The organism is Streptomyces sp. NBC_01264 (assembly GCF_026340675.1).
Lineage (GTDB): Bacteria > Actinomycetota > Actinomycetes > Streptomycetales > Streptomycetaceae > Streptomyces.
In genome coordinates this window covers 6213688-6226969 of the sequence record NZ_JAPEOX010000001.1, presented here as the reverse complement: position 1 = coordinate 6226969, position 13282 = coordinate 6213688, and the positions used below count along the sequence as shown (strand labels likewise).

Sequence of the window (13282 nt, the reverse complement as noted above, 5' to 3'; positions counted from 1 at the left end):
GAATGCCCCCTGAGCAACGTCGTTGACGTGAAGTCAGGGGGCATTCACGGTGCGGGTGGGGGATCAGCTGGCGGACCGGTACCGCCTCGAACAGCGGCTCGGCCAGGGCGGCATGGGCGAGGTGTGGCGGGCACACGACACGGCGCTGGAGCGGGCCGTCGCGGTGAAGGTACTGCTGGAGGCGGCCACGAACGACGAGCTGGTCGCCCGCTTCCGGCGCGAGGCCACGATCGGGGCACGGCTCCAGCACCCCGGCATCACCGTGGTGCACGACGTGGGCCAGGAGGACGGGCGGCTCTTCATCGTGATGGAGCTGCTCGCCGGCGAGGACCTGCGCACGGCACTGCTCCGGGCCCCGGGCGGGATGCCGGTGGCGGTCGCGCTGGACCTCGCCGCGCAGACCGCCGAGGCGCTGGCCGCCGCGCACGAGCGCTCGGTGATACACCGGGACCTGAAACCGGCCAACCTCTTCCTGCTGCCCGGGGGCCGGCTGAAGATCTGCGACTTCGGCATCGCGCACTCCTCGGACGCCACGGCCGGCTGGACGGTCACCGGCCGGATCTTCGGCAGCCCGCCGTACATGGCCCCCGAGCAGTGGCGGGGCGAGCGGGTGGACGCCCGGTGCGATCTGTACGCGCTGGGGGGCGTGCTGTACGCGCTGCTGAGCGGGGAGCCGCCCTACGGGGAGGCCGAGAGCCCCTACGTCCTGATGCGCCGGCACATCGAGGACCCGCCGCTCCCGCTGCGCTTGGCCGGCGCCCAGGTCGCGCCGGAGGTGGAGCGGCTGGTGCTGCGGCTGCTGGAGAAGGCCCCGGCGGACCGGCCGGAGTCGGCGGAGGTGGTGGCCGGGGAGCTGCGGGCGCTGCTGCGGGCGGGGTCGGGATCGGGATCGGGGTCTCCGGTCGGCTCGGAGGTGCCCGTGGGGCGTACGGCCGTGACGGCTCCGGGCGGTCCGGCGACCCCGGGGGGCCCGGGGTCGCAGGGGTCGCCGGGGTCGCCGCAGCACGTGCCGTACCGGGCGGAACCGGTCGGGGTTCCCGGGGGCTCCTTCGGGCCGGTCTCCGTGCCCCCGCCGGACACCGGGGGCGGTTTCGGGCCGATCTCCGCTCCGGACACCGGGGGTGTCTTCGGGCCCGCCGCCGCGCCGGATGCCGGGGGCGCTTTCGGGCCCGCCGCCGTGCCGGATGCCGGGCCCGTTCCCGCTCCCGTACGGGAGTTCGTACGGGATCTGCTGCTGGAGGCCGAGGAGTCGCTCCGGGCCGTGCCCGCCGGCGCCGAGGCGCGGATCGAGGTGCTGGCCGTCGCCGCCGATGCCGCGGCCCGCTTCGACGGCGGGCTCGCCGGGCGGCTGCTGGCCGACGCCGAGGCGGCGGCGTGGGACGGCGGCGGGGGCGACGGTGCCCGGGTGGCCCGGCTGCTGACCGGGCTGGCCAAGGACGTCTCCGCGCACGCCCCGGCCCGGGCCCGGCGGCTGCTGACCGACGCGCAGCAGGCACTGTTCACCGTGTTCGGCTCCAACCGGTCGGGCCCGCTGCGCGCGGTGGCGGAGCAGCTGGCCAAGGTCGCTCCGGAGCAGGCCGCGCAGATCGCGGCGGCCCACTTCGCGGACGGCCCGGCCGAGAAGCGGCTCGGCGCCCGCATCGCCACGGCCGTCGCGGCGGCCGATCCCGCCGAGGCCGAACTGGGCCTCGCGCTGATCCAGGACGCCGGGCTGCGCGGGGCCGCCACCTACGACATGGTGCTGGCGGTCGCCCCGAACGACCTGGCGGCGGCCCTGCGGCTCAGCGCATCGGCTCCGCCGGGGGCCGGCTGCTGGCGCTGTGCCAGGTGGCGCACGACCGGGCCGAGGCCGGGGACCCGGCGGGCGGGGCCAGGGCGTTGGCGCAGGCCGAGGAGGAGTTGCCCCGGTTCCTGGAGGAGCGGGCGGCCTGGCTGCGCGAGGAGGCCGCGCACCACGCCGAGCGGGGGCAGCTCGTCCAGGCGGAGCGGCTGCGGAACCAGGCCGCCCGGCTGCTGCGCAACGACCCGGGTGAGGCCGCCGACGAGAAGGCCGGCCACGCCCTGGCCTCGCTGGCCTCGGCGCGGGCCCTCGTCGAGCGGGAGACCCGGCCGCCGCTGGACCCGGCGGCGGCGCGGGAGCGCGCGGGCCGGGCCCGGAACCTGCCGGACGCGGCGGAGCGGGCGGGGGCCCTGGCCCGGATCGCCCGCGAGTGCGTGGCGACGGGCGGCACGCCCTGGCTTGCGGAGGCAGCGGCCGACGCCGGGATCCCGCCGCCCCCGGGGACCGCGGTCCTCAGCGGCCCGGCGGCCACGAGGAAGGCCGGCGGGGACAGGGCGCAGCCAGGGGTCCGTGCATGGCACACGGGCGCCCGGCCGGACGCCGTGTACGCGGCCGGCGCCCATGTGGTGTGGCGGTCGGGGCCCGAGGTGGGCTGCGTACGGGCCGACGTGGGCGCGACCCGCTGGACGGCCTCCGCCGACGAGGGCGCGGCCGCGCCGCCGCTGCCGGGAGCCGGGCGGGTGCTGGTGTCCTGCGCGGCGGACGCCGGCACGGTCTACGTCGAGGTGCGCAGGCAGGGCGCGCCGGGCGTGCGGCTGCTGGCGCGCGAGCCGCGGGACGGCCGGGTGCGCTGGTGGATCGACCTGCCCGGCACCGAGGGCGCGGACCTCCCCGGGCCGCGGCCGCTGCGGAGCGTCGGGCCGGTGCTGGTGCACGGGGCGCCGGGGGACCTGACCGCGCTGCGGGCGGCGACGGGCGAGATCCTGTGGCAGCGGCCCGTCCCCGACCCGGCGACGCGCTCCCCCGCCGCGGTGGGCGACTGCCTGGTGCTCGGACGATCTGCGGCTGCGGGCGCTGCACCTGCCGACCGGCCGCCCGGTGTGGTCCTTCCAGCGGTCCCGCCCCACGGCGCGCACGCTGCACGATCCGCGGCTCGCCGGGAGCGGCCTCGTCCACCTCCTGGACGAGGGCGCGCTGCTGGCCCTGGACCAGGGCTCCGGCCGGGAGGTGTGGCGCTTCGCGCCGGGCCCCCTGACGCAGGGCCCGCTCGTCGAACGCGGCACGGTGTACGCGGTCTCGCACGCGCCGGAGGGCAGGGAAGGCCGGGAGGGCCGGGACGGCTGGGACACGGTCCTGGCGCTCGACGCGGACACGGGCGCGCTGCGCTGGCAGCGCCAAGCGGCCCGGTGCGGCGGGGCGGGGTGCGGGTTCGAACTGCTGGGACTGCGTCCGCAGGGCCTGTACGTCAAGGTCCCCCAGGGCGGGCGGCGCGGTCTCCTGGGTCGCTCGTCGGACCCGCACGTGGCGGTCCTGGACCCGGCTTCGGGCCGAGCGCGCCGGCACTGGGACCACCCGCCGCTGGCCGGGGCCGACGCCCTGCTGATCGGCGACCACCTGGTCCTGTCCCGCCCGGAACTGACGGCGTACGGCCTGCCGTAGCCGGGAGGGCTCCGGGTGCGGGAGGGTGAATCCGCCCATACCCTCCCAAATGTGACTCCGCCGAAAAGCAGGACGCGAAGCAGCACGAAGAGCCGAACCACCGCCGGGATACCCGCCCGGACCGGCCTCGCCCTCGCCGCCGGGCTGCTCTCGCTCACCGGCTGGGCGACGGCCACCGCCCCGGACGCCCGGGCCGACGACCCCGTCACCCTGTCCCAGCAGGGGCAGATCACCGACCGCGTGGGCGCCCTGGGCGACCGCAAGCCCGAGGTCACGGCCGCGCTGGACAAGCTCTACGCCGACCGGAAGGTCCAACTGTTCGTCACGTACGTGCGCGACTTCTCCGGCCGGTCCGCGCAGAGCTGGGCCGACGCCACCGCCCAGAAGAACGGCCTCGGCCAGAACGACGTCCTGCTGGCCGTCGCCACCGGGGCCCGGCAGTACGCCTATTCGGCCGATGTCGACTCCGGATTCACCGAGGAGCAGCTCGCGGCGGTCGCGCAGACCGCCATCGAGCCGGCCCTCAAGCAGAACGACTGGGCGGGCGCCGCGATCGGCGCCGCCAACGGTTACAACGCGGTGCTCGGCGGACAGCCCGTGCCCGTGCCGGCCATCGTGCCCGGCGAGGCCGACCCCGGAGGCGCCGCGGCGAGCGGCGAGAGCGGCGCCGGGGACTTCGTCCTCCCGGTGGTCGCGGTCGGCGCGGCCGGCGCCCTCGGCGCGTACGCGTACACCCGCCGCAAGCGCAAGCAGGGCGGCGGCAGCGGCGGTTCGAAGACCACCGGCTGGTCCGGGCAGGGCCCCGCCCCGCTCCCGCTGCCGGAGCTGGACGCCAAGGCCAAGGCCCTGCTGGTGGAGACGGACGACGCGATCCGCACGAGCACCGAGGAACTCGGCTTCGCCACCGCGCAGTTCGGCGAGGAGGCGGTGGCGGCCTTCACGCAGGCGGTGGAGTTCGGGAAGGGCGAGCTGACGGCCGCCTTCCGGCTGCGCCAGCAGCTCGACGACGCGTACCCGGAGGACGACGCCACCCGCCGCCGGATGCTGGACGAGATCGTGGCCCGCTGCACGGAGGCGAGCCGGCGGCTCGACGCCGAGACGGCGGACTTCGACCGGCTGCGGGACCTGGAGAAGAACGCCCCGCAGGCGCTGGAGACCGTGGAGGCCCACTTCCGCGCGTTGACGGGCCGTACCACCACGGCGGTGGCGACCCTCACGGCGCTCGGCCGCCAGTACGCGGACTCCGCGGCGGCCCCGGTGGCTTCCAACCCCGAACAGGCCAAGGACCGGCTGCTGTTCGCGACGACCAGCCTCGGCGAGGCCCGCGCCGCGATCGGCGCCGGAGACAACGGCAAGGCCGCCGTCCACGTCCGGGCGGCCGAGGGCGCCGTGGACCAGGCGGGCACGCTGGTCGACGCGGTGGAGCGGCGCGCGCAGGAGCTGGCGGAGGCGGCCGGGAAGCTACCGGGCGCGCTCAACGAGACGGACACGGACCTCGCCGACGCGCGCGGGCTGCTGACCGGCACCACCGAGGGCTCGACCGCCGATCTGCGCGGCCGGATCAGCCGGGCGGAGGCCGTACTGGCCGACGTACGCCAGGAACAGATCGCCGGCCGGTACGACCCGCTGGACGCGCTGCGCCGCGTGGAGGAGGCCGACGCGGCCCTCGACGAGGCGCTGGCCGGGGCCCGCGAACGGGAGTCGGGCCGGCAGCGGGCCGCGGCCCTGCTCGACCAGGCCCTGCTGACGGCCCGCAGCGCGATCGGCGCGGCCACGGACTACATCACCACCAGCCGGGGCGCGATCGGCAGCCAGGCCCGGACCCGGCTCGCGGAGGCCCAGCGCCACCTCGAGCGGTCCACGGCCCTGGCGGGCTCGGACCCGGCGGGCGCGCTCGCCGAGGCCCAGCAGGCGGACTCGCTCGCGCGCCAGGCGCAGCAACTGGCCGAACAGGACGTACGGGGCTACCAGAACCCGTACGGCGGTGGCGGCCGGCAGCAGGGCGGCGGCATGGGCGGCGCGGTGCTCGGCGGGATCATCCTCGGCGAGATCCTCGGCGGCGGCCGCGGCGGAGGCGGCTTCGGCGGCGGTGGGGGCGGCGGCTTCGGAGGCGGCTTCGGCGGAGGAGGGGGCGGCGGACGCGGCCCCGGCTCCTTCGGCGGCGGCGGCACCCGCGGCCGCATGGGCGGCGGCGGCCGCTTCTGACGCACCGCTTCCCGGCCCCTCGCATGCCCCCCTTCGCAGGGACCTCCCCCTCGTTCCCCCGACACCCGTCCCCCGCTCCCCCGCTTCCCCGTCCCCAAGGAGACACCGCACATGAGCAAGCAGAGCATCCTCGGCCGCGTCACCCAGCTGGCCAAGGCCAACATCAACTCCCTGCTGGACCAGGCGGAGGACCCGCAGAAGATGCTGGACCAGCTCATCCGCGACTACACGAACAACATCTCCGAGGCGGAGCAGGCCGTGGCCACCACCATCGGCAACCTGCGGATGCTGGAGGCGGATCACAAGGAGGACGTGGACGCCGCCGCGGAGTGGGGCGGCAAGGCGCTCGCGGCGAGCAAGAAGGCCGACGAGCTGCGGGCCTCCGGGTCGGCCGCCGACGCCGACAAGTTCGACAACCTCGCGAAGGTCGCGCTCGGCCGCCAGATGCAGTCGGAGAAGGAGGCGAAGACGGCCGCGCCGACGATCGCCGCGCAGACCGAGGTGGTCGACAAGCTGAAGTCGGGCCTGGACTCGATGAAGACCAAGCTGACGGAACTGACGGCCAAGCGCGACGAGCTGGTCTCGCGGGCCAAGACCGCGCAGGCCCAGAACACGATGATGGACGCGGTCAAGAACATCGACGTGCTCGACCCGACCAGCGACATCGGCCGCTTCGAGGAGAAGGTCCGCCGCGAGGAGGCCATGGCCCTGGGCAAGCAGGAGCTGGCCGCCTCCTCCCTGGACGCGCAGTTCGAGTCCCTGGACGACCTCGGCAAGACCTCGGAGATCGAGGCCCGGCTGGCCGCCCTGAAGGCCGGCAAGGCCGCCTAGGACGTGAGCTGGGGGCCGCCCCCGCGGGGGCGGCCCCCACCCGTTTCTCACCAGGGGCTGCGCACCCTGACGCCGAGGGCCCGGACCTGCTCGCGGCCCTGCTCGGGAAGCCTCAGCACCAGGTCCTCGCCGACGACCCCGTCGCGCCGCCAGATCCCGTACAGGGACTCCAGCGCCGCCTCGGCGACCTCCGGGTCCCGGTCCACGGCGGCGCCCATCAGGGACTCGACCACGGGCCTGGTCCGCAGGGCGGCGACCCCTCGCGCGATCTCGGCCCGCCGCTCCGCCGGGACCTCCGGGTCGGTGAGCGAGCGCAGGGCCTGCGCCGTGTCGCGGGCGTCCCGGCAGGGCAGCACGAAGGCGGCGTAGCCGAGCTGCGTGACCAGCAGGATCAGGAACAGGTGCGGGCCGATGAAGAGCAGCGGCAGCGCCGGGACCAGGACGAGCACCACCATCCAGCCGCCCCGGATCCGCATCGGGCCGCCGCTCGGCGGCTCGTGCCGGCGCCCGGCCAGCGGGGCGATCACGAGCATGGTGCCGACCGTGAGGAGGGGCACCGCCACCAGCACCACCCGCAGTCCCAGCGAGAACACCCCGTCGGTGAGCCCCTCCGTGGCGCCCAGCACCAGCGCCAGGACCCCCACGCCGACCGCCGCGGCCACCACGTACCGCCACAGCGCGGCCACCAGCCACTTGCCCGTACTCATGTGTGCTTCCGTTCGTTCCCCCGTGCGCCGCGACCCCGGACGGGGCGCTCACCCGTACATGCTCAGCAGCTGCTCCGCCGACAGTTCCGCCACCGACTCCGCCACCGCGCCCGGGAGCGGGAGTTCGAACCAGACCGTCTTGCCCCGGTGCGTGCGGCGGGTGCCCCAGCCCGCGGAGAGCAGGCCGACCAGCTGGAGGCCTCGGCCGCCCTCGTCGGTGTCCCGCGCCCGGCGCCGGCGGGGCTGGACCAGGTTGGCGTCCCAGACCTCGCAGACCAGGGTCCGGTCCAGCAGCAGGCGCAGCCGGATCTCGCCCTCGCCGTACCGCAGGGCGTTGGTGACGAGCTCGCTCACCAGGAGTTCGGTGGTGTCGAGCAGTCCCTCCAGCCCCCACGCGGGCAGCTTCGCCCGGGCCAGCTCGCGCGCCCGGCCCACCGAGCGGGCCTCGCGCGGGAGCTGCCAGTCGCCGACCGCGTCCACCGGCAGGCCCTGGACCCGGGCCATCAGCAGCGCGATATCGTCCTCGCCGTGCCGGGTGTCCAGGGTGTTCAGGACGTGGTCGCAGACCTCCTCCAGCGGGCGCGCGGGGTCGGCCAGCGCGTCCCGCAGGCCGCGCAGGCCCTCCTCCAGCGGGTGGGTCCGGGATTCGACCAGGCCGTCGGTGTACAGGGCGAGCAGGGCCCCCTCGGGGAGTTCGACCTCGACCTCCTCGAAGGGCTCCCCGCCCACGCCCAGCGGCATGCCCGTCGGTATCTCCAGCAGCAGTCCGGGGCGGGGCGTACCGCCCTCCTCGACCGGTTCCACCAGCACCGGCGGCATGTGGCCGGCGTTGGCGATGGTGCAGCGGCGGGTGACCGGGTCGTAGACGGCGTAGACGCACGTCGCGAGGTACACCTCGGAGCGGTCGGCGTCCCGGGACAGTGCGGCCCGGGAGGCCTGCTGGGAGCCGCCGGGCGCGCCGAGGCCCCGGGCGATCTCGTCCAGCGCGGTCAGCACCTCCGCCGGTTCCAGGTCCAGCAGCGCGAGGGTCCGTACGGCGGTGCGCAGTTCGCCCATGGCGACGGCGGCCCGCAGTCCGCGGCCCATGACGTCGCCGACGACCAGCGCCGTACGGTGCCCGGGCAGTTCGATGACGTCGAACCAGTCGCCGCCGACCTCGGTGGCGGCGTTCCCCGGCAGGTAGCGGCAGGCGATGTCGAGTCCGGCGGCCTCCGGGTCGCCGGGGGGCAGCAGGCTGCGCTGGAGTATCAGCGCGCGCTCGTGCTCGCGCCGGTAGAGCCGGGCGTTGTCTATGCAGACGGCGGCGCGCGCGGCGAGCTCCACCGCGACCGCCCGGTCGCGTTCGCCGAAGGGCTCGCTGCCCTTGGTACGGGAGAACTGCGCGAGCCCGACCACCGTGTCGTGCGCGACCAGCGGGACGACGAGCGTGGACTGCACGAGGTCACCGGACTCGGCTCCGCCGCCCTCCACCAGCCGGGGCCGCGCCGTCCGCAGGGCGAACGCCCCCGGCGAGCCGGCCGGGTACCGGTGCACCTCCCCTACGGAGACCAGCGCGCCCGGACCCGACAGCGGGGCGTCCGACACGGCCGAGGAGAAGGCCACCCGGCGCAGCGGCGCCGAGGGCGCGCGACCGGGTCCGTAGCCGGGCAGGCTGGGCACGCCCGGGCCCTGGGGGCGGGCGGGGCGGTCGTCGTCGCCGAGCAGCAGCCCCTGGTAGAGGTCGACGGCGGCCAGGTCGCAGAAGCCCGGGACGGTGACGTCGAGGAGCTCGCGGGCGGTGGTCTCCAGGTCGAGGGAGTTGCCGATGCGGTGTCCGGCCTCGTTCAGCAGGGCCAGGTTGCGCCGGACCCCGGCGGCCTCGCGGGCGGCGAGGTGGCGGCGGGTCACGTCGATGCCGATGCCGGCGACTCCGATGGGGCGGCCGGTGCCGCCGTGGACCCGGTAGAGGTTGATGGACCAGTGGCGGTTGTCCCGGCTGCCGGGGGCGGCGCCGGTGATCTGGAGGTCGTTGACCGAGTCGCCGGTTTCCAGGACCCGGCGCAGCGCCTCGGCCATCCGGTCGGCCTCGTGCGCGGGCAGGTAGTCGTGGACGGTGCGGCCGCGGTGCTCCTCGGCGGCGCCGCCGAAGACGGTCGCGAAGCGGCGGTTGGCCCGCTGCACGGTGAGGTCCGTGCCGAAGAGCAGGAATCCGAAGGGAGATTGACCGAATATCGCCTGTGAGGCGGCCAGATCGGATTCGATCCGGCGCAGCGCGCGTACGTCGACCACGACGCAGAGCGCGGCCCGCTCGGCGGTTTCGGTCTGGGTCGGCATCACATAGATCTCAGCCACCCCGTGCGCACCGTCCCCGCCGGGGATCCGGAAGGGGATCAGGCCGGTCCATTCCTTGCCGTCGAGAATCTCGGCCACCCTTCGGTGCGCGCCGGCGCGCAGCTCCGGGGGCATGAAGGCGTCGACGGGGTCACGGCCGACGGCCTCGGCCGCGGTCAGCCCGAAGAGTTCCTCGGCGCGCAGACTCCACTGGTCGATCAGGCCATCGGGCCCGATCGAGAAGGAAGCGACCTTTATGTAGTCATATATCGAGCCAGGCGGGCTGCTGTGCCACAGGGAGTCGCGCCAGGTCTCCCCAGACGCTTCCCCGGGCACACGGGCCTGATGTGCCTGTGCAGGTATCTCGCTCACGCGACCGTCCCCTCCAGCTCACCGCAACCGGACCGGCCATGACCGAAGTATTCAGCACTACGGCGCTCTACGACACGGCCTTCGCGATCACAAAAAGATCCCGTTGTTTTCCAGCCAAGCCGTGTGATCGTCGGCTGCCCCTCACCTTGTTACTCACCAGGAAGAGCCAATTCGAACCACACGGTCTTCCCCGACTTCCCGTGGCGGGTCCCCCAGCGCTGCGCGGAGACGGCCACGAGGTGGAGTCCGCGACCCCCCTCGTCGTCGGGTGCGGCGACGCGTTCGCGGGGCGGATCCGGAAGCGGATCCGAAACCTCCACGAGAAGTGCCGGACCCGAGGGAGCGTCGGCGACGGCCGGATTGCGCCGTACGAGACGGACTCCGATGGGGCCGGAGGCGTACCGCAGGGAGTTGGTGACCAGCTCGCTGACCAGCAGTACGGTGACGTCGCCGACGGAGTCGAGACCCCAGTCGCGAAGGGTGCCGCGGACCGCGTGGCGGGCGGTGCGGACGGCACCCGGTTCGGCGGGAAAGGCCCATTCGGCGCATTCACCGTCTGTGTCGATCACGCCGATCACTTCCCGGGCCGACTGGCGACCCCAGTCCGGTTCGACAGGGAGAACAGAGCCTCGTGTACGAGTGCGAGATAGGGATTAATAGCGACATACCCGATATTCACGGCGTCGTACCACTCGGCCCCCCACGGACCGGCGCACTGTGGCGCAGACGGCCTAGCGCGTGCGCGTCACGCGCCCCCGCGGACCCCGCGAACGCCGTCGGCGGCGCTCAGCCCGTCGCACTCAGCCCGTGGCACTCAGCCGGCGGCCCGCCTCGGCGACGGCCGGGCGGTCCTGGTCGAGCCAGTCCACCGAGTCCAGCTCCTCGGGACCCAGCCAGCGCAGCTCGTCGTGGTCCTCCAGCGGGAGCGGATCGCCCGAGAGCAGCCGGGCCGTCCACACGTGCAGGACGAGGCCGGGCTTCAGCGGCCACTCCCCCGGGATCCGCTCCAGCGCCTCGGTCTCCGCGCCGAGCTCCTCGCGCAGCTCGCGCACGAGCGCCTCGGGTACGGACTCCCCCGGCTCGGCCTTGCCGCCCGGGAGCTCCCAGCGGCCGGCGAGCTCCGGGGGCGCGCTCCGGCGGGCGGCCAGCAGGCGCCCCTCATGACAAAGGGCTCCGCCCACGACCACTCGTACAGTCATGGGCGGAGCCTATGGCAGCGGCGACGGGTGCGCCGCACCGCTCAGTTCCTCGTGCCGGTCCTGCCGGCGGTGCTGTCCTGACCGACCTGACCGAGCCGCTCGATCCAGTAGAGCTGCTTGTGCCCTCTGCTTTCGAGGCTGTCGGCGACCTTCTGGGCCTCGGCCCGGGTGGCGTACCGGCCCACCCGGTAGCGGTTGCCGTTGTCGTCCTCACGTATGACCAGCCACGGGAGCAGGGCACCGCTGTCGTTCATCGCGTTTCACCCTCCGCCGACGTACCTGCCCGGGAAACCGCATTGCGCATATGCCCGAGCCTACGCCCGACCTTTACTCAGCGGATACGGTTTTTCACGAAGAGGTACCTCGCAGGCGTACGCATCCGGCCATGCGTACGAGTGGGCCGTGCGCGCCGGTTCAGACCCGGCGCACGGTCGGCAGCGGCAGGATCACCGCACTGCCCGGGTTCGCCTTGCGGCAGACGTCCCCGCAGGTCGCGTCGAGGGAACAACAGAGCGAGCAGATCGCGCCGGAGACGACCGGGCAGTCGGCGATGTCCGGGAGCTCGTACGCGGACTCGCAGACGGAGCAGAGGTGGGTGGCGGTGACGTCCTCGACCACCACGTCCGGGCCGTTGACCGTGTTCGGCCTGGCCAGGTAGTACTTCCCCTTCGTCGCCCAGGCGATCAACGGACAGAGGACGAGCGCGAGTCCGGCCGCGATGAAGGTGGAGAAGGCCTCCGCGGATGTCCCGAAAAGGCCGAAGAAGGCGAGGATCGAAACGGTGGAGGCGATCACCATCGAGCCGAACCCGGCCGGGTTGACCGAGTAGAGGTAGGCCCGCTTGAACTCGATGTACGGCGGGCTGAGCCCGAGCCGCTTGTTGATCACGAGGTCGGCGGCGACGGCGACGATCCAGGCGATGCCGACGTTGGAGTAGAAGCCCAGCAGCTTGCCGAGCATCGCGAACATGTTCAGCTCCATCAACGTCAGCGCGATGCCGAGGTTGAGGAAGATGTACCAGACGCGGCCCGGGTGGCGGTGGGTGACGCGGGAGAAGAAGTTCGACCAGGACAGCGAGCCGCTGTAGGCGTTCGTGACGTTGATCTTGATCTGGGACACGATGACGAACAGGGCGGCGACGGGCAGCGCGAGACCGCCGAGCCAGGGGCGCAGCGCCTCCAGTTGCGGGGCGATCGGCTCCAGCGCGTGGGTCTTGCCGACGGCCTCCAGGGCCACGAAGGCGAGGAAGGCGCCGCCGAGCTGCTTGGCGGCGCCGATGATCACCCAGCCGGGGCCGGCGGCGAGCACGGCGAGGTTCCAGCGGCGGCTGTTGGCCGGGGTCTTGGCGGGCATGAACCGCAGGTAGTCGGCCTGCTCACCGATCTGCGCGATGAGCGAGAGCGCGATGCCGGTGCCGAAGCCGAAGCCGATCCAGGAGAAGCCGGAGCCGGCTCCTTCCGTACCGCCGAAGTGCGCGAAGGCGCCCCAGGCGTCGGGGGCCTCGAAGGCGAGCACGAGGAAGGGCAGGACCAGCCCGATCAGCCAGATCGGCTGGGTCCAGGCCTGCACCTTGGCGAGGGCGCCCATCCCCTTGAAGACGATCGGGATGACGATGAGCGTGGTGATCAGGTACCCGATCTCCACGGGCAGTCCGACGGCCTGGTGCATGGCCTGGGCCATGATCGAGCCTTCGAGCGCGAAGAAGATGAAGGTGAACGAGGCGTAGATGAGGGAGGTGAGGGTGGAGCCGAAGTACCCGAACCCTGCGCCCCGGGTGACCAGGTCCATGTCCAGGCCGTACTTGGCGCAGGCGCGGGCGATGGGGATGCCGGTCAGGAAGATGACGACGGCGGCAGCCAGGATCGCGGCGGCCCCGCTGGTGAAGCCGTAGGCGAAGACGATGGAGGCGCCGATGGCGAAGTCGGCGAGGTAGGCGATGCCGCCGAGGGCGGTGCCGGCGACGGTGCCGGGGCCCCAGCGGCGGAAGGAGTGGGGCGCGTACCTGAGCGAGTAGTCCTCGCGGCTCTCGTCGGCGGCGAGCTTGGCGTAGCTCCGGCGGGGTGGCGCGGGCGCCGGGGCGGGGGTGACGGTATCGGTCATACCGCCGGAAGGCAGGGCCCATGCGTGACGGCCCGTCACCCTTGGGCATTGCCCCGGGGTTACACCCCGGGCACCCGCGTCACGACGGGGTTACACCCCCCGGACCCCCTGTCCGCGTT

9 protein-coding genes and 2 pseudogenes are annotated in these 13282 nt (G+C 74.2%); 5 read left to right on the top strand and 6 right to left on the bottom strand.

The features are described 5' to 3' along the window. Positions 1-49: 49 nt before the first annotated feature. The 5 genes and pseudogenes from OG435_RS50390 to OG435_RS29245 form a co-directional block, all read left to right on the top strand. Positions 50-832 (top strand): annotated as a pseudogene (locus OG435_RS50390) (serine/threonine-protein kinase); the annotation flags it as partial. A gap of 542 nt (positions 833-1374) precedes the next feature. Further along, positions 1375-2745: pseudogene (locus tag OG435_RS50385) on the top strand (hypothetical protein); the annotation flags it as partial. Between the two features lie 94 nt (positions 2746-2839). Beyond that, the gene (locus OG435_RS29255) at positions 2840-3439 is read left to right on the top strand and encodes a PQQ-binding-like beta-propeller repeat protein (RefSeq protein WP_353962785.1); all 600 of its coding nucleotides are present in this window, start codon (positions 2840-2842) and stop codon (positions 3437-3439) included. Between the two features lie 144 nt (positions 3440-3583). Continuing rightward, positions 3584-5644: a TPM domain-containing protein gene (locus OG435_RS29250; protein ID WP_266882178.1), complete on the top strand. Its 2061-nt coding sequence runs from the start codon at positions 3584-3586 to the stop codon at positions 5642-5644. Between the two features lie 111 nt (positions 5645-5755). After that, positions 5756-6475, top strand: coding sequence for a PspA/IM30 family protein (locus OG435_RS29245; protein WP_266880921.1), 720 nt, complete (start codon positions 5756-5758; stop codon positions 6473-6475). Between the two features lie 47 nt (positions 6476-6522). On the opposite strand, the gene OG435_RS29240 is transcribed toward OG435_RS29245, so the two are convergent. The 6 genes from OG435_RS29240 to OG435_RS29215 all read right to left on the bottom strand — a co-directional run bounded on the left by OG435_RS29240 (position 6523) and on the right by OG435_RS29215 (position 13163). Beyond that, positions 6523-7182, bottom strand: a complete 660-nt coding sequence (locus tag OG435_RS29240; RefSeq protein WP_266880920.1) for a hypothetical protein — start codon at positions 7180-7182, stop codon at positions 6523-6525. A 48-nt stretch (positions 7183-7230) separates the two neighbouring features. Next, positions 7231-9828: a SpoIIE family protein phosphatase gene (locus OG435_RS29235; protein WP_266882175.1), complete on the bottom strand. Its 2598-nt coding sequence runs from the start codon at positions 9826-9828 to the stop codon at positions 7231-7233. A 185-nt stretch (positions 9829-10013) separates the two neighbouring features. Continuing rightward, complete coding sequence (locus OG435_RS29230) at positions 10014-10442, bottom strand: ATP-binding protein (protein ID WP_266880919.1); 429 nt, start codon at positions 10440-10442, stop codon at positions 10014-10016. A gap of 222 nt (positions 10443-10664) precedes the next feature. Then, positions 10665-11063 carry a (deoxy)nucleoside triphosphate pyrophosphohydrolase gene (locus OG435_RS29225; RefSeq protein WP_266880918.1) on the bottom strand — a complete coding sequence of 133 codons (399 nt, stop codon included), beginning with the start codon at positions 11061-11063 and terminating at the stop codon, positions 10665-10667. 41 nt (positions 11064-11104) lie between these two features. Beyond that, entirely contained in the window at positions 11105-11317 is a 213-nt protein-coding gene (locus OG435_RS29220; protein WP_266880917.1) for an SPOR domain-containing protein, read from the bottom strand. A gap of 160 nt (positions 11318-11477) precedes the next feature. Continuing rightward, complete coding sequence (locus tag OG435_RS29215; protein WP_266880916.1) at positions 11478-13163, bottom strand: purine-cytosine permease family protein; 1686 nt, start codon at positions 13161-13163, stop codon at positions 11478-11480. Positions 13164-13282 lie beyond the last annotated feature (119 nt).